The organism is Thalassotalea agariperforans, from assembly GCF_053470345.1.
In genome coordinates this window covers 37,876-61,428 of the sequence record NZ_JBQMWH010000011.1, presented here as the reverse complement: position 1 = coordinate 61,428, position 23,553 = coordinate 37,876, and the positions used below count along the sequence as shown (strand labels likewise).

The 23,553-nt window shown below is 36.4% G+C and carries 23 protein-coding genes; 1 reads left to right on the top strand and 22 read right to left on the bottom strand.

Annotated elements, in window-relative coordinates; all coding sequences use genetic code 11:
- Nucleotides 1-8 precede the first annotated feature (8 nt).
- Genes ACSLUO_RS13605 through ACSLUO_RS13555 form a run of 11 tightly spaced genes read right to left on the bottom strand, consistent with a single transcriptional unit; the run spans nt 9 to nt 10,955 of the window.
- A complete protein-coding gene (locus ACSLUO_RS13605) occupies nt 9-1,037 on the bottom strand; it encodes a Gfo/Idh/MocA family oxidoreductase (protein ID WP_448249249.1) in 1,029 nt (342 codons plus the stop codon).
- Nucleotides 1,030-1,878: a 2OG-Fe(II) oxygenase family protein gene (locus ACSLUO_RS13600; RefSeq protein ID WP_448249248.1), complete on the bottom strand. Its 849-nt coding sequence runs from the start codon at nt 1,876-1,878 to the stop codon at nt 1,030-1,032. Before ACSLUO_RS13600 ends, ACSLUO_RS13605 begins: the two co-directional genes overlap by 8 nt.
- Nucleotides 1,878-2,954: an alpha-ketoacid dehydrogenase subunit beta gene (locus ACSLUO_RS13595; RefSeq protein ID WP_448249246.1), complete on the bottom strand. Its 1,077-nt coding sequence runs from the start codon at nt 2,952-2,954 to the stop codon at nt 1,878-1,880. The genes ACSLUO_RS13600 and ACSLUO_RS13595 overlap by 1 nt, the downstream gene beginning before the upstream one ends.
- Complete coding sequence (locus ACSLUO_RS13590; protein WP_448249244.1) at nt 2,947-3,945, bottom strand: thiamine pyrophosphate-dependent dehydrogenase E1 component subunit alpha; 999 nt, start codon at nt 3,943-3,945, stop codon at nt 2,947-2,949. The genes ACSLUO_RS13595 and ACSLUO_RS13590 overlap by 8 nt, the downstream gene beginning before the upstream one ends.
- An 8-nt stretch (nt 3,946-3,953) precedes the next feature.
- Nucleotides 3,954-4,613: a class I SAM-dependent methyltransferase gene (locus ACSLUO_RS13585; protein ID WP_448249243.1), complete on the bottom strand. Its 660-nt coding sequence runs from the start codon at nt 4,611-4,613 to the stop codon at nt 3,954-3,956.
- A gap of 11 nt (nt 4,614-4,624) precedes the next feature.
- Entirely contained in the window at nt 4,625-5,731 is a 1,107-nt protein-coding gene (locus ACSLUO_RS13580; RefSeq protein WP_448249241.1) for a DegT/DnrJ/EryC1/StrS family aminotransferase, read from the bottom strand.
- Nucleotides 5,732-5,735: 4 nt separating this feature from the next.
- On the bottom strand, nt 5,736-6,884 hold the full coding sequence (locus ACSLUO_RS13575; protein ID WP_448249239.1) for a DegT/DnrJ/EryC1/StrS family aminotransferase: 1,149 nt from the start codon (nt 6,882-6,884) through the stop codon (nt 5,736-5,738).
- Nucleotides 6,885-6,890: 6 nt separating this feature from the next.
- On the bottom strand, nt 6,891-7,889 hold the full coding sequence (locus tag ACSLUO_RS13570) for a GDP-mannose 4,6-dehydratase (protein ID WP_448249238.1): 999 nt from the start codon (nt 7,887-7,889) through the stop codon (nt 6,891-6,893).
- 17 nt (nt 7,890-7,906) lie between these two features.
- Nucleotides 7,907-8,491: an SIS domain-containing protein gene (locus ACSLUO_RS13565; RefSeq protein ID WP_448249236.1), complete on the bottom strand. Its 585-nt coding sequence runs from the start codon at nt 8,489-8,491 to the stop codon at nt 7,907-7,909.
- Entirely contained in the window at nt 8,467-9,411 is a 945-nt protein-coding gene (locus ACSLUO_RS13560) for an NAD-dependent epimerase/dehydratase family protein (protein WP_448249234.1), read from the bottom strand. Before ACSLUO_RS13560 ends, ACSLUO_RS13565 begins: the two co-directional genes overlap by 25 nt.
- A 14-nt stretch (nt 9,412-9,425) precedes the next feature.
- Nucleotides 9,426-10,955 (bottom strand): TIGR04372 family glycosyltransferase, encoded by a 1,530-nt coding sequence (locus ACSLUO_RS13555; protein WP_448249232.1) that lies wholly within the window; start codon nt 10,953-10,955, stop codon nt 9,426-9,428.
- 295 nt (nt 10,956-11,250) lie between these two features.
- On the opposite strand from ACSLUO_RS13555, the gene ACSLUO_RS13550 reads away from it, so the two are divergent.
- Nucleotides 11,251-13,722, top strand: a complete 2,472-nt coding sequence (locus ACSLUO_RS13550) for a 6-hydroxymethylpterin diphosphokinase MptE-like protein (protein ID WP_448249230.1) — start codon at nt 11,251-11,253, stop codon at nt 13,720-13,722.
- A gap of 20 nt (nt 13,723-13,742) precedes the next feature.
- On the opposite strand, the gene ACSLUO_RS13545 is transcribed toward ACSLUO_RS13550, so the two are convergent.
- From ACSLUO_RS13545 to ACSLUO_RS13495, 11 genes are all read right to left on the bottom strand, one after another.
- Nucleotides 13,743-14,441, bottom strand: coding sequence for an acylneuraminate cytidylyltransferase family protein (locus ACSLUO_RS13545; protein ID WP_448249228.1), 699 nt, complete (start codon nt 14,439-14,441; stop codon nt 13,743-13,745).
- Nucleotides 14,442-14,462: 21 nt separating this feature from the next.
- Complete coding sequence (locus ACSLUO_RS13540) at nt 14,463-15,515, bottom strand: nucleotidyltransferase family protein (protein WP_448249226.1); 1,053 nt, start codon at nt 15,513-15,515, stop codon at nt 14,463-14,465.
- Nucleotides 15,516-15,572: 57 nt separating this feature from the next.
- On the bottom strand, nt 15,573-16,679 hold the full coding sequence (gene neuB, locus ACSLUO_RS13535) for an N-acetylneuraminate synthase (RefSeq protein ID WP_448249225.1): 1,107 nt from the start codon (nt 16,677-16,679) through the stop codon (nt 15,573-15,575).
- Nucleotides 16,679-17,848: a UDP-N-acetylglucosamine 2-epimerase gene (neuC, locus tag ACSLUO_RS13530; protein ID WP_448249223.1), complete on the bottom strand. Its 1,170-nt coding sequence runs from the start codon at nt 17,846-17,848 to the stop codon at nt 16,679-16,681. Before neuC ends, neuB begins: the two co-directional genes overlap by 1 nt.
- 14 nt (nt 17,849-17,862) lie before the next feature.
- The gene (locus tag ACSLUO_RS13525; protein WP_448249221.1) at nt 17,863-18,849 is read right to left on the bottom strand and encodes an NAD-dependent 4,6-dehydratase LegB; all 987 of its coding nucleotides are present in this window, start codon (nt 18,847-18,849) and stop codon (nt 17,863-17,865) included.
- Between the two features lie 48 nt (nt 18,850-18,897).
- A complete protein-coding gene (locus tag ACSLUO_RS13520) occupies nt 18,898-19,227 on the bottom strand; it encodes a hypothetical protein (RefSeq protein ID WP_448249219.1) in 330 nt (109 codons plus the stop codon).
- 2 nt (nt 19,228-19,229) lie between these two features.
- Complete coding sequence (gene fliS, locus ACSLUO_RS13515; RefSeq protein WP_448249217.1) at nt 19,230-19,664, bottom strand: flagellar export chaperone FliS; 435 nt, start codon at nt 19,662-19,664, stop codon at nt 19,230-19,232.
- Nucleotides 19,665-19,715: 51 nt separating this feature from the next.
- On the bottom strand, nt 19,716-21,107 hold the full coding sequence (gene fliD, locus ACSLUO_RS13510) for a flagellar filament capping protein FliD (protein ID WP_448249216.1): 1,392 nt from the start codon (nt 21,105-21,107) through the stop codon (nt 19,716-19,718).
- Between the two features lie 59 nt (nt 21,108-21,166).
- A complete protein-coding gene (locus ACSLUO_RS13505; RefSeq protein WP_448249214.1) occupies nt 21,167-21,649 on the bottom strand; it encodes a flagellar protein FlaG in 483 nt (160 codons plus the stop codon).
- An 85-nt stretch (nt 21,650-21,734) separates the two neighbouring features.
- Nucleotides 21,735-22,556 carry a flagellin N-terminal helical domain-containing protein gene (locus ACSLUO_RS13500; RefSeq protein WP_448249212.1) on the bottom strand — a complete coding sequence of 274 codons (822 nt, stop codon included), beginning with the start codon at nt 22,554-22,556 and terminating at the stop codon, nt 21,735-21,737.
- A gap of 136 nt (nt 22,557-22,692) precedes the next feature.
- Entirely contained in the window at nt 22,693-23,514 is an 822-nt protein-coding gene (locus tag ACSLUO_RS13495; RefSeq protein WP_448249210.1) for a flagellin N-terminal helical domain-containing protein, read from the bottom strand.
- Nucleotides 23,515-23,553: the final 39 nt, after the last annotated feature.

Here is a 23,553-nt window from a genome sequence, read left to right as displayed (position 1 = left end):
CTTCTCCGTTAAGTTGACCAAGCAATAACTTGATTACTTTGGCTACTGAGAGTAGCTAATTCGATGAGTTTCATTACAGCTATCGCATCATCAACGGTGACCAGTAAACTTCCATTTGCGCAAAGTGCATTAGCAATATTGTTATAAAAACAACGATAATCGCCTTGAACAGAAGTGATCGTTTGTGCAGAGCCGTTTTGATAAAAAACACCTGAATTTTTAATATCTTCGGAAACCCAATCCTTTTTATTAAAGTTATCAAGATGCAAATTTGACTCCTGGACATCCATACCACTTTTAATAAATGTGCCTTTGTTACCTTCTATATAAAATCGAAAAGGAGTGTGAGCGGCAAAAGAGCTCGCTCTTAAAACCACATCGAAGTCACAATAAATAAGTTTGACATTAAAATAGTCACAAACTGAATTGGTTTCTCGTTGCGATTTTAATGTGGCAGAAATATATTGGGGACAACCAAATAATTGAAAAGTTTGATCTGCTATATGTGGTAATAAATCATAAAGAATTCCCGAACCAGATATATTTTGATCTTTCCATTTTTTAGCAATGTTAGGTCTGTATTTATCGAACCTTGATTCAAAATAGCAAATTCTTCCAAAAGCATTAGCTTCATACAATTTTTTTATTGTTAAAAAATCGCTATCCCAACGACGATTATGAAACACCGTTAACAAGAGCCCAAGTGATGATGCGAGTTCCTTTAGCTCAATAGCTTCTGCTAAAGTTACGGTAAATGGCTTATCAACTATCACGTTTTTACCAGCCATTAATAATTTTTTACATTGATCAAAATGTAAAAAATTTGGAGTAAGCACTATTGCCAGTTCAAAATCATGACTTGTGCAAAAATCTGTTAACGAGGTAAATACATTAACATGACCAACCAATGATTCAATTTCTTTGGATGTTTTGCTACTCAACACAGAAGTTATTAAAAAAGGGTCAACCATTTTCAATAAAGGAATATGAAAATGAGTAGCGGCTAAACCTAGGCCTATAATTCCAACTTTAATCATTATTCACACTGTTGCATGGTTTAATTAATAAAGTTTCCTCAGATTCATTATTTTTATAATACACTTCAGCTAAAGCTGTTACTGAACCTCTATTAAAGTTAGTGTAATAACCTTTCTTTAAATTTTTAGTCATCGGATGAAAACTATTTTTAAACCTAAAATCAATACTCCAGCGCGTCATATTACTTGTATTTACTTTTTGTCCATGAATTAGACCTAGTGAAAAACCTAAACCACTACCAAACGGCAAAGAAATATTTTTTAATTGTTCATCTTGTAAGTTTTTTAAATGTTTCGGGGCATATAAAAAACCCATTTCATTTTTATTAGTGCCTTTTTCAACATCTTCTCTATTTACCTGTTCCACTATATGCTCGGTAAGAAGGTGACTTTTTGGTACTATATTTAAACCACAGCCTTGTGTTTGTGTAATCAAAGGTAAAGAAATAGAAATTTCAAAAGCAGAATTTCCATAATCAGTATCTCGATGCATACCAATATTATCAAGCTCTTGACCTGGGCGAGAAATACGTAAATAAGTATTGGTCTGTAAATCAATATCAGGGCCAATTATAGAGATAAAAAAATCGATATTATCACTAACAAATTGTTGATGAAGTTTTAATTCATTAATTTTTTGGTACACCAAAAATTGAAACTTGTCATGTTGCTCAGCTGAGATAACTAATTCATGATACTTAGCCAATTCCGTAAACTCAGTTTTAAAAGTCTCTCGGCACAAACTTGTACATAATTTTTGTATTTCGTCTAAAGCGCTTAACTGTTTAAACTCATGAATAAAATATCCCTCATCTTGGAATCGTTTAAAGTCAAATGTCATTAAAAAGGCCCCTTAAAATAATCGCCAGGAACATCATGATGCCCCTTATTTATTAGATCATAATAAATATCGCCAGCATCATGGTTAGTTACAATTAAGTGGGCATGTTCGGCAATTTCTTTCGCGCCAAAATAATAATCTTTTGTTAAACCATAACTGGTTGGCTCAGGAATATCTGGCATTGCCAAACGTTTCGGAGCTGCTTTAAGTTTTTCGAAATGTTGCTCACTAAGGTGCGCGATTATTTCACCCGCCACTGAACCTGTTGTTGCCCCTGAATCGAGCACCAACAAACGACCGGTTTTTAAAACTGATTTTTCAAGTGTCGGCCAATCTATCGGTTTGATTGAACGAAGGTCAATCAATTCTGCTGATAGACCTTCTTGCTTTAAAGCCGCTACCGCTTTTATCGCTTCAACAGTTAAATAAGACATTGAAATTATCGTCACATCAGTACCGGTTTCGATAATTCGCGCCTGCTGCATAGGTATATAATCAAGCCCATTAAGCTGTTCATTATCATCAACTAAACCCGTTTGATTATGTAACCAACGGTGTTCTAAAAATACGACTGGATTATTATCAAAGATACTCTCAAGTAACATTTGTTTTGCATCTTGTGGTGTTGTAGGCATGACTACTTTAAGCCCAGGAATATGAGCAAATAATGCATGTAAATTTTGCGCATGAGTAGGGCCTTGTCCCCAACCACGCCCGATAATTAAACGTATGGTGATAGGCACGCTGCGCTGACCATTAAACATATAATGCCATTTAGCCGCACTGTTAATAAGTTGATCAAAAGCTAGCAGAAAAAAATCTAATCGTTGGTGAACCATCACCGGTCTCATGCCTGCAATAGCGGCACCAATACCAATCCCCGTCATGCCGTTTTCTGCCGTTGGCATATCAAAAACACGCTCAGGAAACTTTTCCACTAAGCCTTTAGTCGTTTGAAAAATACGTAAAGGATCATCAACCCCTAAACCGTAACAAAAAACATCGTCGTCTGTTGTCATGGCAATCATCATTGCTTGGTTGATAGCTTCAGTAAATGTGCACTCATGTTTAGGCATGGACGATTCCTCCTGCATAAACATGTTCCGCCATTTTGTTTATCTCAGGAAAAGCTGATCTTTCAGCAAAATTAAAAGCTTGCTCTACTTTTAGTTCAGCTTTTTGACGATGTATTTTTAGCGTTTCTTGGCTCATTAATTGATTGTTTAATAGCCAGTGTTCAAAGCGCGCTATTGGCTCTAATTGTTGCCAAGCTAAAAACTCTTCTTCTGAGCGATAACCTAGTTGGTTGTCATAATTAGGACCACAATGTTCACGCCAGCGATAAGTAGATAATTCCACAAAAACAGGCCCTTGCCCTTGTTTAATATCTTTGATGACTTTTTCAAATAAAGCGTAACTTGCCACAGTATCATTACCATCACCGCTATAAGCTGTTAGACCTAACCCTTTAACCATTTGATTTATTTGACGACCTTGCGGTTGTCGTTTAGTTAAATCGCTATACACCGAATATAAATTATTTTCACAAACAAATAGCACAGGTAATTTTTGTACCGCAGCAAAGTTAGCCGCTTCATAAAAAACACCTTCTTCAATGGCTCCATCGCCAACAAATACAACCGAAATATTCGACTCTTTTCGCAATTTTTGGCTTAATGCTAAACCCACACCAATAGGAATTGTATTACCAACAATAGCGGTTGAACCTTTAAAGCCAACACGTTCGTCAATTAAATGCATTGAGCCACCACGGCCTCCACTACAACCTGTGGCTTTACCATAAATTTCAGCGATCATGGCGTTTGGGCAGCCACCTTTTGCTAAATAATGAGCATGCGATCGATGAGTAGAAACGGCATAATCAGCATGACTTAATAAAGGTGATAACGCTGAAGGTACACCTTCTTGACCTATAGATAAATGAGTTGGACAACGCATTTTTCCTTCGCTATATTTTTCAGCAATTTTTTCTTCTAGCAGGCGAATTAAGTACAAGGTCGTTAGTATTTTTTCTTGATGAACCGGGTTATCAATTAATTGCTGCATATCAAGTCCTAAGGAATAAACCAATAAAAGTCACCGGTGTACCCAACTTTTTTAAAGAAGGCTTGCCATTCATCTACATGCATCATGGTTTTCGCGGTTAAATTCCATGCTTCCATCCGCTCTTTTTCTACGGCATCTCGATAAGCATCATTGGTGATAAAGCTTTTACCTTTTGATACTCGTTCTAACTCTTGTAAAGCAATAGCAAGTTCATCTATTTCTAGATTATGTAAGGTTGTAATCGAAAAAGCCGCATCAAAACTATTGTCGTCATAAGGTAGAGAAACCGCATTACCAACTTGTAAAAAGGGTTTGACTTCTTCAATAGCGTTATCAATCGCATACTGTGAAATATCAATACCTTGCACTTCAATTCCAGGTATTAGCTGAGTAAAATCATACAACATAAAACCTTTCGCACAACCCACATCTAAAATCTTACTTTGATGATTAAGCGAAAAGTGTTGGGCAAAAGTAGGAATAACTGGCTGCCAAAAACGCGGGTTATAGCTAAAACCACCATAGCCGGTATCTCGGCTACCATCAAAAAATGCTTGACCAAACTCTCTAGCAATTGCTCTATCTTCCGGTGTTTTTTCCATACCTCGTGCATTCACATCACGTTTACTTTTTGGATAATTCACCATTAAATCTATTTCTTTTCCCACTGGATTTCTCTCTAGCTATGTAAACAAGCAATAACACTTGCAGCCACATAATCTACCTGTTCATCCGTTAGTTCCGGATAAATAGGTAAGCTTAAAATATGTTTGGCTTGTTTTTCTGTTTTTGGAAAATCCCCTTGCTGATAACCCAGTTCATAGCTGGCTTTCATTAAATGCAAAGGAATTGGGTAATGTATTTTTGTTGCAACACCACGCGCTTGCAGTGCGCTCATTAAATGGTCACGGTCTTCAACCTGAATAACATAATTATGAAAAACAGCTTGGTTATTAGCCGCAATAGAAGGACAAATCACATGCCCCGAAAGTAACTCGGTATAACGTTTAGCTATTTGCTGAAAGCGTTTTGTCCATTGTGCTAATTTGGGTAATTTATATAAACCAATCGCGGCTTGTAATGTATCACAGCGACTATTTAACCCCCATTGGGCTGATTCATCGCGGTTAATCAAACCATGATTACGTAACAACTGAATGTTTTTGGCAATCGCCACATCATTCGTTGTAATAAAACCGGCATCGCCCAATAAATGAAAATTTTTTAACGGATGTAAACTAAAACAGGCTATATCGCCTAAGCTACCTACAGCTCTGTTTTTATATTTTGCACCAATTGCTTGAGCAGCATCTTCAATAATTTTAATATTATGCCCTTGAGTTGCCTGTTTTAAACCATCAATATCTGCTGGGTTCCCTGTTAAATGCACTGCAATTATCGCTTTAGTTTTGTCCGTGATTGCTGACTTGACCGCATTAACGTCTAAATTAAAATCATCGCCAACATCAGCAAACTTTATCTTTGCGCCTACCGCTGCAATAGCACCAGCAGATGCGATAAATGAATTTGGCGCCGTGATCACTTCATCACCAACACCAATATCTAAGGCTTTTAATGCTAAAATTAACGCATCTGTGCCATTGCCAACACTAAAAGCATATTCACTTTCACAGTATTGAGCTAAGGCTTTGTCAAAGTCAGTAACTTCTTGCCCCATCACATACATACCTGATTGCCCAACGCGCTTAAAAATCTCGACCAGATCTGACTCCATCGCATTAAATTGCGCAGCAACATTAACAAAAGGAACAATTAACGAAGTCATTAACTTACTCGCTATAAAATTGTTGAATGGTTGAAATCATATAGTCTAACTCTTGCTGGCTAATAAACTCATGCACAGGCAAAGATAAACAATTACTTGCAATATTTTCTGCAACAGGAAAATCACCTTTTTTATATCCCATATTTTTCGCCGCTGGTTGCAGGTGCATAGGAATGGGGTAGTGTACTTTGGCGTCTATACCTTGCTTATTCAAATATTGTTGTAATTCATCTCTACGTTCAAATAATCCCATATATAAATGAAAAACAGCTACGTTGTTTGGCTCTCGAGGAGGCAACTCAACTTGCGATATAAGTGACAACTTTTCGTCTAAATAATTGGCATTGGCAATACGCTTATCCGTAATATTTTGAATATTATGATCTAATAAATGTTGTGCAATCACCGCTTGTACTGTGTCTAAACGCGAATTATATGACCACTGTTGGCAATGATCGCGATCAGATAAACCATGATTTCTAATAAGATAAAGTTGCTTAGCTAACGCTTCATCATTTGTGACAATAACACCACCATCCCCCCAAACATTTAAATTTTTTAACGGGTGCATACTAAAGCAGGAAACATCAGAAACGGCGGCAATACCTTGGTTTTTATACTGGCTTAAGATCCCGTGGCAAGCATCAGCAATCACCTTTAGATTATACTGAACCGCTAACTGATTAATCTTATCCATATCACATGGAACACCTGCCCAATGCACTGGCATAATTGCCTTGGTTTTATCCGTGATCGCCTGTTCAATTAGCGTAACATCGATATTATGATCAACGGCTGCATCAACAAAAATGGGGGTTGCTCCTGCCGTAACAATAGCTCCAATGGTGGCAAAAAAAGTAAAAGGTGTAGTAATAACTTCATCGCCTTCACCAATACCTAAGGCTTTTAAAGATAAAAATAACGCATCGGTGCCGCTACCAACACCAATACCAAACTTACCGTGATTTAGCTTAGCAAAGTCACTTTCAAACTTATTTACCGCTTCACCTAAGGTAAAATCGCCCTTTAAAACAACCTGAGCGACTTTCTCTAAAATTACCGGATAATCAGAAAACTGTTCAGCTAAATAATTATGATTTATCGGGTATTGACCGGTCTTTTGATATTGTTCTGGATAAAAATTAGTTGTCATGAAAAATCACACTTTGTGAATATAATTAAAAGGTTGCTGCTGGATATCAGACCAATATTGTTCAACCCACTGAATTGTATTAATGATGCCTTGTTCAAGGCTCACTTGAGGTGCCCAAGCCAGATCTTTATGCGCTTTATCGTCATTCATTAAATACTTAAGATCTTTACCTGGTCGATCATCGGTAATTTCGACCATATCATCAAAGTTAATCGACATTTTCTGGTAAATTTTTTCTACTAATTGCCGAATGGTAATAAACTCTGAAGTTGAAAAGTGATAGGTTTCACCAACTCTGCCTCGCTCCATAGCAGCAATAATACCCGCGGCTGCATCATCACCATAAATAAATGCCCTAGTCGCCAGACCACCACCATGTAAAGCTAGCTTTTTAGCTAATTTTGCGTAAATAATGGTGCGCGGGATAATTCGATACAACTGTTGCGTGGGGCCATAAAAATTAGAAAAACGCGTTAAAATAGCAGGAAAATCATACTGTTGGGCGTAAGCCATTATATGCATATCAATAGCTGCATGGCTTACCGCGTAAGGTGTACTCGGACAATAATGATTGTTTTCAGTAATTAATTGTTCGGTACTGCCATAAACCTCTGGCGTTGAAACTCGCACATAACGAGCTAAATAGGTTTGTTTTGCTAAAAAAGAAATTAACTTAACCTTGGTTAAAACATTTGTTTGGTACCATTGTTCTGGGTATTGCCAACTTTCAGCTACCATGCCCTGACCGGCTAAATCAACAATATATTCCGGTTTGTTATTTTCAATTAACTGGCAAAGCGTAGCAAAGTCCTTATTAATATCTAGTTGATGAAAATGATAATTTTCATGCAAATTAGCTAGATGATAAGGTACCATCGTTGCCATTTTTTCAGCTGAGCGATTGACACCAATAACAGAATAACCGGCTAGAAGAGCCTGTTTAACTAAGCAGCCACCAGCAAACGAATTTGCTCCTAAAATTAACAGTTTTTTATTTGAAGTCATCTTCAGCTACAACTTAGTTACTTGGCGTCATGACAGAGTAGGCGCATTAGCATATGACCAACAATTAATTGGAGATCTTCTGATATTTGCATGTCATTAATATCAAAATGAATGGGGTGATCTAAAAGCAGTTTTGCTTGGCCACCGCTATACCCTAGAACCCCAGTAGTATACATACCTTTCGCTTTAGCAGCTTCTATGGCGCTAATAATATTGGCTGAATTACCACTACCGGTTAATACCATTAACATATCACCGGCATTGCCTTTTACAGCTAACTGGTGTGAAAAGATATTTTCATAACCAACATCATTACCTAAACAAGTGATCACCGAAGCATTGGCTGATAAGGCTTCAACCCGTAATGCTTTTTTTTCAATTGGACTAACACCATATAAAAAGTCATTTGCTAAATGTTGGGCATTACCAGCACTGCCACCATTACCACATATGTAAAGGGATTTACCATTTACCATAAGTTCAGCGAGTTTTTGTGCTAAACATTCCACCGGTTGCCAGTCAGTTTTCACTAAAATTTGGCCTAAGTTAGCCGCATATTCATTACAGGTAAAATCGCTCATAAAACGTTTTGTTGCATCCACTTTAAGTTATACCACTGATCACTATCAGTTAGTGTTCCATTATTATAAGCGACAATCATTTCTTCAATCGCTATGCGTACACTCTTTTTCGGTTTAAAACCTGTTGCCAGTAATTTGTCAGAGTTAACTCGATAAGAGCGTGGATCATTTGATGGTGTAGTAACCACCTCAGCGGCAATTTTTTCTTTAATAATTTCAGCAATTTCACCTACGGTAATATTTTCAAACCCAGCATTGTAGATCCCCGTAACTTGTGGGTTTTCTAATAAAAATAAATACAAATCGGTAATATCATCAATATGAATATTAGGACGGGCTTGATCGCCACCAAAAACAGTTATTTTACCGTTTTTAAGTGCTTGCATAGTTAACATGTTTACTGCGACATCTAATCGTTGTCGGGGCGATAAACCACAAACAGTTGCAGGTCGAACAATTTGTACAATCATATCTTCGGCGTAACTCATCAAGACACGCTCAGACACCATTTTAGTTTTGTTATATTCTGAAATTGGCTCTAATGATAATTCTTCTGTGACATTTTCTTCTTCTTTAACCCCATAAACACTACCTGAAGAGGCATAGATAAAGTGTTTAATTCCTTCTCTTTTAGCTCTATCTGCTAATTGCATTGTCGCTAAAGCACTAGTTTCCCAAGTCAATTTAGGATCTAAGTCGCCACAAGGATCATTAGCAATTGACGCTAAATGAATAATGGCATCAACACCATCAAGCGGTATTAATTTGGTATCAATCACATCACCTTTAACAACAGTTAAATTTTCATGTTGTGGTAAAAACACCCCAAACCACTGCATATCAAAAGCGATAACATGGTAACCTTGGGCTAATAATTTTGGTACTAACACGCTACCTTTATAGCCTGTAGCCCCTGTTACGAGAATTTTTTTTATGTTCATATAATAAGTCTTAATTAAAATAAATCAGGATAATTTTTCAAAAAACTGTCGACAACAAAACAATCTGATTTTTTATAAGCAAAATTATCGGAAAGGTTTTCTAAATATTCTATTTGTGCTTGAGATATTTTTGCATTAAATATTTTTTCTTCCATTTGCGAACAAAATTCTTTAACTGCACCTAAAATATCTTCTTGGCTATTAGAAACATACTCATACCCATATTTCACTAATTCTGCGCCTGACATAGAGAATAATAATTGCTTTTCATTCTCTGATGACAATGTTTTACCATTACAAACATCTAGCAGGTTCACTTTTTTTCCATTACACAATAATTGTTTAGGTAAAAACCTACCATAACGACTATATACAGGGTGAATAGGAGCAACATTAACAGATAAAATAGGTTTATTAAAAATAGAAGCAATACTATGAGGACCAGATGAAGTCCCTATAAAAAAATCACAAACACTTAATAAAAAAACCTCAAGAAAATCTCCATGTTTTATATCTCGATCAACACAAAAATCAAAATAATTTTCTGGCGCTTGAGCTAAAACCTGATTGGTATTAGAACCAATTCGGATCACTTTGTAACCTTGTTCTGTTAAATGCTCAACTGCCGCTTGATAAGTATTAATATCGGCATCTCGATAATCATGATAGGTAAAATCATTGTTTGGAAACTTCTGCGCTAAATAGTGACTATCACGAACATGCAAACAAACAATCTTATCATCAGGAGTAATACCATGTATGGATAAAAGTTGCCAAGCTAAGGCGCCATCAGCCTTAGGTATTTTAAAAACCGGTGGAAAGTTATGATAAATATTAACTAAATTAGGGTAGCCTTTAGTGCTCATTTCAACCGCAGGAATACCACGCTTAGTACTGTTAACATCATAAGGGTATTCAGCAAAAAAATAATCATCTAACAGCGTTGGTCGTGATACATACAGATTATATAAGAATGAATCTTCAATAACATGGCTATGCGATTTAATTAAGCTATACAAATATTGATTTGCAACATTATGTTTAGCACTTAAAAACAAATATAAACAATGTTTTTCATCTTGTGTTTTACGTAGTAAAGGTTCAACTTCACAAGCTAAATGTCCAACACGATCAGTTGTCATGATATTAATTTTTACTTGTGTATAGTTGGGATCAACCTGCTGAATTAGATTAATTAAAACCTGTAAACACTCATCATTATCTGGTTCAATGCTCAATGCATAAAGTAAGGCAATAATAGCACCTGCCAAATAATTTTGTGCTAGATATACTTGATGTAACAATAAAAAACCTGTGGCATCAGTGCTTTTAACATTAATGTACTTTTGAATGGTACTGAGATGGTCATTTAAGGTACCTAAACCTTCATGCGCTTTTAATTTATATAAAAGTAAGTCGCTATTATTAGGATCTTTTAATAATAAAATATTTACAAAAACAAGTAGATCAGCATAACGTTTTTCGGTTTCACTGATAACAAGCTGTTCCTGTAATTCACTGATTCCTAGCTTATTTAGTTCCATTTAATCCACCTACTCTCTTTTGATTATTTAAGATACAGCTCATCCTTAGAAAATAAGCCTGTTCAATGAAAATCTACATTAAACTATAATATTACCTTTAGGAAAGCGAATACTATGCCAATAAACGAAGAAAATACAAATAAAATGGCTAAATAGCTAATAGAACAAATGATTATTAGGCATTAATATTGCTTTTAACTAAACAATCAAGACTATATAGTAGTGATATAACGTCAAGTTTCTGACAATGAAGGAAATAGTTATATTTCACATTCAAAAAAGGTGATATTCAATAATGACTGAACAAATTCTGACTGAACGATTTAAAACTAATTCATACCAAGAAAAGTATTTATATTCAGTAAATCGCCATACTTTTGAAACAGAAAGCTCTAGTAAAGTTTATCAACGTCATTATCAAGAAACGTTAACCAATGAAGAAACGCTGTATCTCATTTTAGGTACCGATAGTGGTTTATTAATTCAACATTTATTAAAGCAAAACTTACCGGAAAATAGCCGTTATATTTTTATAGAGTTACCTGAGATTATTTCTAAAATATCCACTCAATTCACAGAACTTGACAATAATAAATCGATTATTTTAACCCCGCCCGAAAAATGGCAAGAAGCCGCTGAAAATTTTGAAATAAATATTTTTATTTATAAAAACAAAGTGAATTACCTTAAGTCAATTGCGGCAATAGATTCATTCACACCTGAATATCATATCTATAATGCAAAAATAGTTAAAGAACTTGAAGTTCAAGTGTTTTTTACTAGGGCCTTAGTCGGCGTTTCTCCTTTCATGACAAAACAAATCATGAATGTTTCTGAAAACAAACACCCTTCAGCTTTGTTGAATAATATTTTTAAAGATAAAACCTGTATTATTTTAGGCGGAGGACCATCGTTAGATGAGGATATTCCTTGGATAAAAGCAAACAAAAATAATTTAGTGATCATTGCCGTTTCACGTATCGCTAAATCATTAATAGCACATGATTTAATTCCACATATTATTGTTTCTGTTGATCCCTACGACGTCAGTTTTGACGTCAGTAAAGAGCTACTGACTTTACCGGAAGATGTTTTATTTTTACACGCTAACTGTGTGACACCATCGTTAGCGTCTCAATGGCATGGAAAAAGTGCCTATATAGGCGCCCGTTTTCCTTGGCAAGACGATGACGATAAAGGTTGTAATTTAATGGGAGGGCCAACAGTCACCAATACTGCGCTGAAAGAAGCAATAACCATGGGCTTTTCAAATATTTTATTAAGTGGTGTTGATTTATGTTATGCCCGAAACGGTATCAGTCACGCTTCCGGCAGTAATGAGGCAAAAGTTGGCCCAGCCCTTGGTCAGCAAGGTGTTTGGGTTGAAACCTATGCTGGTAACAAAGCGGAAACTCAAATAGCCTTTGATAATGCGGTTGCCGCTTTAGCAGCACAAGCTAAAGAAGCAAAAGAATTAGGTATTAACATATATAACCTTTCAGAGAATGCAGCAAAAGTCAGTGATATTGATCATATTCCAAGTAACGCTTTATCGTTTGAAAATGAAGAAAATACCACCTTAGATGTATTAAACCAAGCTATTCCAACATGGCCTGCAGAGCGCATTCGACAAGATAATAATATGCTCCTAAGGAAATTTGAAAAAAGATTAAAAGATATTCAAGCGATTAAAATTCTTGCCGAAGAAGCCCTTGAATGCAATCAACAGTTGTTTAAAGAAAAAGGTAAAGAAACTGAAAACTTTAAACATAAATTGCGCATGGATAAAATAGAAAAGAAAATTGATAGTAAATATAAAAAATCAGCGAAATTTATTAAAAACTTTGGTCTTGATAAATTTATTAAATCAACACAAACCCAACATGATTGGTCGGATGATAAAGTAGAAGAAACAGGCCGATTATATTATCAAGCGTATATTGATTCTTGTGTGTCATTGACTGAACATTTACAAGCCTGTTGCAATCGCATTAAAACACGTATTGAAGAGCATAAACCAACCCCAAATATTGATACCTTATTGCAACAATGGCAACAAGATAAGCAATTTGGTCGCACTAAAAACTGGTTCGCCAACTATGATTTAAATCAACTAACTTCATCTCAACACAAGCAATATCTTGCGCACTTAAAAGCCTTTGATGACATCATTAACTGTGAAGATACAGCACATTTATCACGAACAAAAAAAGAAGCGTCTTTAGATGGTGTCAGAAGAAAAATAATCATTTTATACTATCAACGTAACATTGATGCCCTGACCTCGATGGCGACTCGGCTTGATTTATACGATAAAAAAGATCAACAAGCACGCCAATTATATTTATTAGCATTAGCTTATTTATATGCTGCTGATAATAAACATGAACAATCATTACAATATTTTGAATCTTTAGATAAAGAACAGATCCAAGAAGATGAATTACAATTAATGGCAACATTAGCCATAAAAACGCAACAAACAGAAAAAGCGGAAGTTATGTTGGAAATGTTAGCGAAAATCGCCGATATCTATCAACCCAATTATGCAAAAATATTGAAATTACTTGGTAAATATCAAGAATCTATTGATGAATATACCCGTTATTTAGAAAATAATACTGATGATATTAAAACTTGGTTGGCGCTCGCTAAACTTTATCTAGAGTTACAAGCGAATGAATCAGCTAAAATGGCATTTAGTGTGATTTTAGAAAAAGACCCAAGTCATATTGAAGCGAGAAGCTGTTTACAGCAGCTAACATAAATATCGCTTAATACGCAGGATTATGAAAATAGCCGTTCAGCCAAGTCAAAATCAGCTTGGCTATCTATATCGATAGACTCCTGCTCTGACATCACATACGGCAAAGTATTGCCGTTATAAAATTGCGTTAAGTCATGTGTTGGGAGAATAAAAATAGCGCCATTAGGCAAGATGATTTCAGGGTTGCTTTGCCTAGCATGAGCATTTTTAGATTGTTCAGCTTGATCGATAAACTGTGCAAACCCTTGGTCATTATTTCGCATGATCCAAGCAAACTTTTGCAACACTTGATAACATGAAAAAACCCGTAAATTCGGTGATTTATCTTCATGTTCACGATATAAAGCTAAGGCTTCGTCAATATGTTTTGCTGTTCGTAAAGGTGAAGTTGGCTGTAAGTTTACTACTAGTTCAAAACATTGATTATCATCTTTTAATGCTGAAACTGTGTGTTTAAGCCCATCCATTAATGAGGCCTTATCACTTGCCAACGCTTTTGGCCTGATAACCACTTGCGCACCAAACTGTTTAGCAATAGTTGCATACTCTGTAGAATCGGTAGAAACAACAACCTGATCAATATATTTAGCGCCAAGTGCTGCAAGAATTGTCCATGCCATTAAAGGCTTACCATGGAAAGATTTAATATTTTTATCAATTAAACCTTTAGAGCCTGAACGCGCACCAATAAATGCGAGGACTTTTTGATTTCCTAACATAAAGACAGCAACCTCATTAGATCAAAATTGAGTTTTAACATCAATTTGAGCTTGTTCAAAATCAGGTCTTTTACCAATATCTAACCAATATTCATGAATAGGAAAAATAGTCACATCTTCATCATTAGCTATTTGTTGTTCAATTAACGTTGGCATGTCAATCACTTGATTCTTTTCAACTTTATTAACTAACTCTGGATTAACGACATAAATACCAGCATTAACAAAGTGTCGTTGCATCGGCTTTTCAACCATACTTAAAATTTTATTGCCCTTTGACTCGACAACCCCATAAGGCACTTGATATTCATATTCAGTAACACACATAGTGGCAATGGAACTTTGTTGTAAGTGATATTCCAATAAATGCGCAAAATCAACCTTAGTTAATAAATCACCATTCATCATAATAAGAGGCAATTCAGGTAAATTTTTCGGTAATAAACCAAGCGCGCCACCGGTTCCTAAAGGCGTATCCTCGTAAACATATTCAATACTTACGCCCCAGTTATCGCCATTACCAAAGTAGTCTTCGATCATATCTGGCATATAGTGGGTAGAAATATAAAAACGATGAAACCCTGCTGCAATAAAGTTTTCTAAAATGGTTTCTAATATTGGTTTACCGCCTAATTTTAATAACGGTTTAGGACAATTATCTGTTAATGGCTTTAAGCGAGTGCCAAAGCCACCAGCCATTAAAAATACCGGATTGTCATAGTGGCTACGTTCAACGATCTTTTTTAAGGTTTCTAAACCAACAACAACATTATTTTCAACAATTGGAATAGCTAATAAACCTTTGCGGTTCATTAAGTTTAAGAGCTGGCTTTTTGACGTGCCGCGTTTCGCCACCGAAGGCGTTTTATGCATTACCTGCTCTATTGGACTTTCCATCGGAATATGACGAATTAAAGCTCGGCGAATATCACCGTCGGTAACAACCCCTAATAAGTTTCGGTTTTCATCCACAACCAAAGCTAGCTGCATCGCCGCTTTATCAATCACAACAATTGTGTCAGCCATTGTTGTTTGTGGGGAAATTAATATTTTTTGCCAATCTTCAACTGTCATTATTAGCCTTGTGCGTTAACAGGTCTTCATTAAATAAAGCAATAATTACACCAATGGTCAATCAATTGCGAGTGATTCACCGATAGAAAAGTCACGAATAGCGCGATTGCCAATAACATCATAATAATGTGCCGCCGATAAACCATCACCTGGTCTCATCACCACGATATCATCTGCCGTGATCACCTCACCTTGTTTGATTGTTCTAGCTGCAAAAATACTTTTCCTAGCAACGGCGATATTTTTTTTCTCTGATGGGGAAGCCATTTTTATTTTTTCACCCAAAGCTAAATCAATGGCTCGAATGTTTTTAACAAGCTCAGTTAATTCATCAGGTTCTATCGATGCTTGATGATCAGGACCAGGTAAAGAGCGATCAAGGGTAAAGTGCTTTTCAATAATATGGGCGCCTTTAGCAACAGCGGCAATCGAGACAAGCAAACCTTCGGTATGATCAGAATAACCAACAGGTAATGAAAAAGTTGTCGCCATTAAGTCCATCGCATTTAGATTTACCTCTGCTAAAGGAGCAGGATACTCTGTTGTACAATGTAACAAAGAGACTTTTTCGGCCAATAATTGTTGTCCAAGCTGGCTAGTCAATGCTTGTTTAAATCTTTCAGCGCATGGTTTTAATGGTGTGTATTGTTTGTTTTCATTTTGTTTTAGCTGTTCTATTAAGCCAAAAGCAATCACCGAAAGTGCAAACTCAATTTCGCTTAAATCAGCCATGCCCGTTGAAACAATCAACTCTGTTCCTGTTAATGCATGCGCTAAAATAAACGGGGCATTGGTGATTTCCCCTGAAGGTATTTTCAGTTTAGTTAACTTCATCACCTTCACTAAAAAGTCTAAACTGTCAAAATCAAAAGCGGTTGATAAGTACTCAATACCCTGCTGTTGACAGTACGTTTTCACCGCTAAATGTTGGTCAAAACTTAGCTCAAGTTTTTTTAACATGGCTTGCTGACTTTCTTTTTTGCCACTATTGGTCACTTGGTATTGCGCTTGCTCGGCATCTTCACTCGCTAACAAATCAGACTTAAACGTTTGAAATTTAACAATATCAACTCCCGATTTTACTGCGGCATCAACCAGTTTAAATGCCATCTCAACAGAGCCATTATGATTAACCCCTGCTTCCGCAATGATCAAAGTTGTCATCACTGCACATCCATATCAAAAAATGTTTTATGAAGTTTAGCTGGAACTGTGTAGCTCAGTAAATGTTTAGCAATTTGTTTAGACGCTTGCCCTTGACCATAAGGGTTGCGGTAAAAGCTAGGCTCAGCCGTTTTTTTAATCAATAAACCTTGTTTGATGGTATCAATAATTTCTTCTGTATTACCAGAACAATGCAAAACCGATTCACTAGCTAATCGCCCTTTTTGACGATCTCCAATATTGATTGTCGGAACGTTAAACGAAGGCGCTTCAATAATACCGCTTGAGGAATTACCTATCACTAAATCTGCATTTTTCATCGCTGATAAATAACGAACTTGCCCCATTGAGGTTAACAATAATACGCGAGAATGTTGCGTTTGAAACTCCTTTAAACACTGGATAAGTGCTTCACTAAAGGTATCTGAATTTGGATAAGTGATGACGAGCTGATGTTGCGGAAAGTATGCCAATGCTAATAATAAAGCTGTTAGCTGCTCAACGGGATCTTGCTTGTCTAAGGTTTCCGGATGATAAGTGATAAGAAAATAAGGCTTGGTAAAATCAAAGCCAAAAAAACTTGATAATTCTGCCCTTGTTAAAAAAGTGGTTTCATGTAAATAGTCAAGACCTGGCGCGCCAACATTAAATACTTGGCTAGGCTGTTCCCCCATTTGGATAAGCCGTTGACGATAAGGCTCAGCCGCGACAAAGTGAATATGTGACATTTTACTAATTGCATGACGAATAACATCATCAACCGCACCCGTGGTAATTTCACCACCATGGATATGAGCGATGGGTACTTGGAATAACATGGCGGTTTGTGCCAGCGCCAAAGCTTCGTAACGATCCCCTAGCAAGACTAATAAATCAGGCTGTTGTTTTTCAAAGGCAATAGCGGCTAGTTCAGTCGCTTTTGCTAATGATTTTGCCGTGCCTGTAGCTGAATGGCTTGTTTGTAAAAAGTCGAGTTGCTCAGTAACGTTAAAACCATCCGCTAAAATATGCTCAATGGTATAGCCATATTGCTGAGATAAATGACTACCGCCAGCCCATAATTGCAAAATGATATCGCCCGACTTTTCTGCAAACGCTAACTCTTTTAATAAAAAATATAATAAGCCATATTCTGCACGGGTACCGGTGAAAACAACAATTTTATTCATAACAAGCCTATGTTTTACACGTTATAAATATCATGTTTATATTTAGCTAAGTTTTCTGGTTGAATAAACCAATCAATGGTTTGCTGTAAACCATCAGCAATAGTAACACTTGGCATAAAACTGGTTAACTGCTGAATTTTACTATTATCACACCACAGTCGTTGCACTTCCGACTTACCTGGACGTAATCGTTGCTCGTCAACAATAAAATTAACATCACTTTGCATTAACTTTTTAATTAACTCAAGCGTATCACCGACACTAATTTCAAAATTCGAACCGATATTCACCGTTTCGCCAATCGCTTCTGAACAATTCGCTAACGCTAAAAAGCCTCGGCAAGTATCAAGCACAAAATTAAAATCACGAGTTGGTGAAACATCCCCTAGTTTAATTTCTTTTTGACCATTAGCAATTTGCGAAATAATGGTCGGAATAACAGCACGTGCCGACTGGCGTGGGCCATAAGTATTAAAAGGACGAACTATGGTTAATGGCAAATCAAAAGCATTAAAAAAGCTCATCGCCATGGCATCAGCAGAAATTTTTGAAGCACTGTAAGGTGATTGAGGTTGTAATGGATGTTTTTCGTCTATCGGAACATATTGTGCACTACCATAAACCTCACTGGTAGAAGTATGAATTACCCGTTTAACCTGATTATCTAAGCTGGCCTGACAAATATTTAAAGTGCCAGTAATGTTGGTTTCAACATAACTTTGTGGGGCAACATAGGAATAGGGAATTGCAATGAGTGCAGCAAGATGAAAAACAATATCAATACCTTGCGTTATCTGTCGGCAAAAATGCGGGTCTCGAATATCGCCACAAATTATCTCAATTTTATCTTTACAATTAACATCTTCAAGCCAGCCCCAATGATTAAAAGAGTTATATTGTGCTAATGCCTTAACTTGATAACCTGATGCAACTAGCAATTCAACTAAATGAGAACCGATAAAGCCATCGGCACCAGTAACCAGTACCCTTGTATTGCCCATAAGTTAACAAACTCCAAAAGATCAATGAATTACATTAATGATAACTTATCAAAATGCAGATCTATATGCTTTTATTGCTTTATTACCTTTGGCTTGCTGAGAACCTTGACCTAACAACTCTTTTGCTTTTGCTTTAACCACTGATATAGAGGTGTTATCTCTTTGTTGAATGAGCAGTAAAAAATCACGTAACTTGGTTTGCTGAATATTTAACGTTTTAACATCTTGAGTAGCATCAACATGTTCTTTCAACTGCTCTAGCAGTTTTTGCCGTTGCAAAAGTAAATTAGCACACTCAGCTTCATCCTCAGCAACAAGTAAAGATTCTACTTTATCTGTTAATGTGATTATTTGATGACAAAGTGAGTCAAAGCACACATCTATGCGCCTTCTGCCATTTTATTCTTTTCATTTAATAAGGTTAAACCTTCTTTTTTACTTTCTTCTGGCATCTCAGCCCAAGCGTCACGTAAAGGTTTTAATAAACCATTAACTTCAGTGACCATCTCAATATCTAAGGCTAGGCTTGCTTCTAACACACGATCAATGCAATAAGCATATAAATCGTCAAAGCGTTGCGAAATTTCAGGCTCCACATCAAAGTCTAATGCCGCACGTAATGCGGAGAGAATATTGACAAATTTTGTTACCGATTGTGATTTTAATTCAAAATCCTTGCGCTCAATCGCCCCTTTAGAGATTGAAAGGCTTTGTAATGCGCCATCAAACATCATAACAATAATTTGATGTGGATTAGACTCTAATATACCACTGTCAATATTGACTTTTTTATATGCTTTTAAATTTTGTCTCATCACAATACTCCGGCTTTAACCTAGTAAACGTGTAATTTACTACTCTAAAATTTATTCTGATTTTGTTGGCACTTTTAAGGCACTAGTTAACCAACTGCTCGTAGCATCATAAGCTGCAACAGTTGAATCTAAAAAAGAAAACCGTTTGCGTAAGGTTTCTTCATAGCTTCTTAAAAATGTCTCGTGGGCATCCCATTGATCAGCGATATCATCTAAATTTTCATTTAGTGTCTTTTCTCTTGTCGACAATGAACCATCAGAATCTGTGTATGTATCAATCAATTCTGTCAATTGACTGACTATCCCTCCATCATCAGCAAAAAGCGAACCAACTTGGTCTAAGTTATTAGCAATTGCATCACTTAATTGTTTTGCGCCTGAGTCCATTGTACCAATACCTGTAGCAGATATTTCTAATTTGCCATCTCTTGAAATTAAAATACCGATACTACTTAATGCATTTATATCACCTGTTGCGCTACTGACAGTGCTAGTAATAATATTATTTAATTGTCCTCTCATTGAACGTAAATCAGAGTCAAAAGCTAAGCGTCCTTGAATAGGTGCACCTAAGCCTATCATTGATTCAGTTAAAGCGTTGTAACCATTAACAAATTCATTAATGATTTCAGAGGCTACTGACGTGTCCTGTGAAATTGTTAATGATGTACTTTCATCTGTTGCAGAAACTTTTTTAGCAACAATGGTGACATCTTCAATAGTATTTTTGAATTCATTGGTTGAACTAGTAATAACGTTATAATCAGGATCTAAACCGTCAGGGTCCGGTCCATTGATACGAATTTTTGCATCAATCGCCCCCGTAACACTAGCATTTGTCGCAAGATCATCTAAAGCTACATCAGAGGTAGTAACAGATAACTCATTATCAGTACCAGTTTCAGACGAGCTATAACTTAAATAAGTACCGCTATCTTGGTTAACCAACGTAACTTGCACACCAAAATTATCACCGGCAGAATTAATTTTATCTCGAATGGCAGATAAGTCATCAGCCGCATCGATAGTAACATCAAACGTATCACCGTTAGCGGAAGCAAACGTTAAGGTACCCGCACCAACGGTTGACGTTGAGCCACCTGCAAAATTGGTAGTTTGTATTTTGGTGGCCGCAGCAAGTTGTAACACTTCAACATCAAAGCTACCGTCTGTAGCATAACCGTTAGTTGTTACTGAGATATTTTCATCGCTGGTCGTGACAGTTTGTTGGTTAAACTCGTCAATTGTATCCAGTTTTTTTAAAACAGATTGGAATTGAGATAAGGCTGATTTAAAACTTCCTAAGCCTGAAAGCTCAGTACGTGTTCGTTCTTCTTTTTCTTGGAGGCGTATTTCAGTAGGCACAGATTCCGCTGTAATAAAAGCTTCGATAATAGATTCTAAATCTAAACCTGAACCAATACCCGCTTGCGTAATATTCATAACCTGTCACCTCATAATACAGCTTAGTATAAGTTAATGACTGTATCTATTCTAATAATTTAAATACTTTCATCAAGAAGTATACCAGTTTTTTGACTAATATCTTGCTGTAGTTCAACAATGCGCTGAGCTATTAGCAAAATTTCTTCTGATGGAAATTGTTTTATTAATTCGTTACTCGCTGAATCGTAAATTTTGATCACCGTTTTTTCAGAACCATCATCTTGGGTAAAGTTTACCGTTCGAACCGGCATACTAATAAATTCAGAAATGGTTTTCATCGCATCAGAAATTAGTTCTGACTCAGCCTGTAACTCAGCATCTGATTTATTTTCTTTTGTTTTATCATTTTGCAGAACATGACCAAATGCTATTTCTGCTTTTTTATTAACATCAACAGCTAAAGTACCTTGTTCAACAGCATCATTCGCCAACTTATCAACCGATTTCAGTTTTTCACTTTCAATAGGATGATTTTGATTACGCTGGGGAAAATCGTCAACCAACTGTATTGGATTATCTTTAATAATCTTAACTGTCATGTGATACCTCCAATCAGTAAATATTTTAAACGAAAATGACACTCAAGCCTTGAGTGTCATTATTTTGTCGATTATTCGCTTAACCTTACAATAATGACAATGCTATCTGCGGTTGCTGATTAGCCTGCGCTAACATTGAACTTGCCGCTTGTTGTAATACTGAGCTTTTTGCTAATGCCGCACTTTCTGCTGCATAATCAGTGTCTTCAATACGTGAACGTGACGCTGATAAGTTTTGTGCTGTATTATCATTACTTCGAATAATTGAAGCAAAACGGTTTTGCTTCGCACCTAAATCAGCACGAACCGTATTCACAGTAACTAAGCCGTCATCAATTAAACCAATAGCTGTAGAAGCCGCTGTTGCTGAAGATACATTAATTGTTGAAGTAGTTAATACACTATATGACGCAAAGTTTGTCCCCACAGAAATCGTAATAACTTGACCGCCATCAGCACCAATTTGGAAGTCTTTATCGATATAGCTACCGTCTAATAAGTTTTCGCCAGCGAAAGAGGTTTGCGTAGAAATACGTGTCAATTCTGTTTCTAATTCCGTAAATTCAGCATTCAAAGCCGTTCTATCTGCCTGACTATTTGAACCATTTGCAGATTGCACCGCTAAAGTACGCATACGCTGAAGCGTATTAGTATACTCATCTAACGCACCTTCAGCCGTCTGAGCCAAAGATACACCATCATTGGCATTACGTGACGCTTGATTCAAGCCATTGATTTGCGCTGTTAAACGATTTGATATTTGTAATCCTGCGGCATCGTCCTTTGCACTATTTATGCGTTTACCAGACGACAAACGTTCAAAATTGCTTGCCAAAGAATTAGTTGAATTTTGCAGCTGACGTTGAGAATTCAAGGATTGAATATTACTATTTACGACTAAAGCCATGATGTTCGCCTCTGGGATTTTTCCCTATCTATGCAGTTATCTACTGCAAAAACTTACTTAAATATTTATCGACACTTTACTTAAAAACTTTAATAAATTTTTAAAGCGGTATTTATAACCGCTTTAAAATAGTTTTTTATAACAAAGATAATGCTATTTGCGGCTGTTGGTTAGCCTGAGCTAACATTGAGCTCGCCGCTTGTTGTAACACTGAGCTTTTCGCTAATGCTGCACTTTCAGATGCATAGTCAGTATCTTCGATACGTGAACGTGATGCTGATAAGTTTTGTGCGGTATTATCATTACTACGAATAATTGAAGAAAAACGGTTTTGCTTGGCACCTAAATCAGCTCGTACCGTATTAACTTTCACTAAGCCATTATCAATCAAACTAATTGCCGAGGTTGCGGCTACTGCTGATGAAACATGTACTGTGGCCGTAGATAAGATCTGAGCGGCATCAAAATCTTGCGTAATGTTGATACTAATTGCTTGCCCGCCATCAGCACCAATTTGAAAAGCTTTACCGGTATATGAACCATCCAATAAATTTTCACCAGCAAATGATGTTTGTTCAGAAATACGCGTTAATTCTAATTCTAATTCAGAAAACTCAGCATTCAAAGCCGTTCTATCTGCTTGACTGTTTGAGCCATTCGCCGATTGCACAGCTAATGTACGCATCCGTTGTAATGTGTTGGTATATTCATCTAATGCCCCTTCAGCTGTTTGCGCCAAAGAAACACCATCATTTGCGTTACGCGATGCTTGATTTAAACCATTAATTTGCGCTGTTAAACGATTTGAAATTTGCAAACCAGCCGCATCATCTTTAGCACTATTAATGCGTTTACCTGATGATAAACGCTCAAAATTAGTTGCTAATGAATTAGTTGAATTTTGTAGCTGACGCTGTGAGTTCAATGATTGAATATTACTATTTACTACTAAAGCCATGATGTTTTCCTCTGGGAAGATACCCTAATCTTGTTAAGA